This is a genomic window from Dolichospermum circinale AWQC131C, assembly GCF_000426905.1.
In the GTDB taxonomy this organism is placed as follows: Bacteria; Cyanobacteriota; Cyanobacteriia; order Cyanobacteriales; family Nostocaceae; genus Dolichospermum; species Dolichospermum circinale.
This window is the reverse complement of record NZ_KE384593.1, coordinates 79,042-80,131: the sequence shown is the minus strand read 5'-3', so window position 1 is coordinate 80,131 and position 1,090 is coordinate 79,042. Positions and strand designations below refer to the sequence as shown.

Sequence of the window (1,090 nt, the reverse complement as noted above, 5' to 3'; positions counted from 1 at the left end):
AAGCGCAACCCAACGCAATAACATTATAAAGATGTTGGGTTTCATTCTTCAACCCAACCTACAACTACTGACCTTGCCCCTGGTAACAGTTACGCTATATTTATACCTACCATCAAAAAAAGGGTTGACATAGTACCAATATTGATCCTATAATTGAGCTATCAACATTATGGCATTCTATCTAAAGTTCAATTTCTTATGATCAGCATTTATCCACCTTGACTGGGAACAGTGTTTAAGGTTTCTACATTCGTGCATTGTTAATACTGAGTAAAATCTAAGTGATTTTAATTAATTGACATTGACATGGATTTTATATACAAAAGGAAACCTGAAGATGACACAAATAAAAAAAATCCTTGCTGAACTCAAAAATAATCCTCAGAACGTAAACTTTACTGATTTAGTAAAGGTTTGCACTCATTATTTTGGAGAACCTAGACAGCAAGGGACAAGCCACTGTGTCTACAAAATGCCCTGGGGTGGAGATCCGCGAGTCAACATCCAAAGCGACAAAGGAAAGGCAAAGCCCTATCAAGTTAGACAAGTTTTGGATGCGATAGAAAAATTAGCAGCAATTGAAGAAACTGAGGAATCGGAAAATGGTTAATCACAACCACTATACATATAGAGTTACTTGGTCACAAGAGGATCAAGAATTTGTGGGTTTGTGTGCTGAATTTCCTAGTCTGTCTTATCTTCATGAAGATAATTTTACTGCTCTCAAAGGTATTATAGAGCTAGTGAAAGATATACTAACTGATATGGAAACTACTAGGGAGATACCTCCAGAGCCATTAGCAGAAAAGCAATATAGTGGTAAATTTCAGGTACGCATCACTCCGGCACTACACCGCAAATTAGCTATAGAAGCCGCAGAAGAAAAAGTTAGTCTGAACCGATATATCAGTTATAAACTTGGTTGATTATTGATTAATGAAATTTATTTTGGTGGAGGCTTGGCTTAAAGCCTCTTTTTTATGATAATTTGCCAATTCTCCTTTTCTCAGGCTATTTTAACAGTATTGTGAAATATATCTTTCGCTGACATAAAAATTTAAAGTGATATTTTATCCTAAATTATACCTGA

General features: G+C 35.4%; 2 protein-coding genes. Both read left to right on the top strand.

Annotated elements, in window-relative coordinates; genetic code table 11:
* Nucleotides 1-337 precede the first annotated feature (337 nt).
* Entirely contained in the window at nucleotides 338-610 is a 273-nt protein-coding gene (locus tag ACIR131C_RS0104040; RefSeq protein ID WP_028089159.1) for a toxin HicA, read from the top strand.
* The gene (locus ACIR131C_RS0104035; protein ID WP_028089158.1) at nucleotides 603-926 is read left to right on the top strand and encodes a type II toxin-antitoxin system HicB family antitoxin; all 324 of its coding nucleotides are present in this window, start codon (nucleotides 603-605) and stop codon (nucleotides 924-926) included. Before ACIR131C_RS0104040 ends, ACIR131C_RS0104035 begins: the two co-directional genes overlap by 8 nt.
* The last annotated feature ends 164 nt before the right edge of the window (nucleotides 927-1,090 follow it).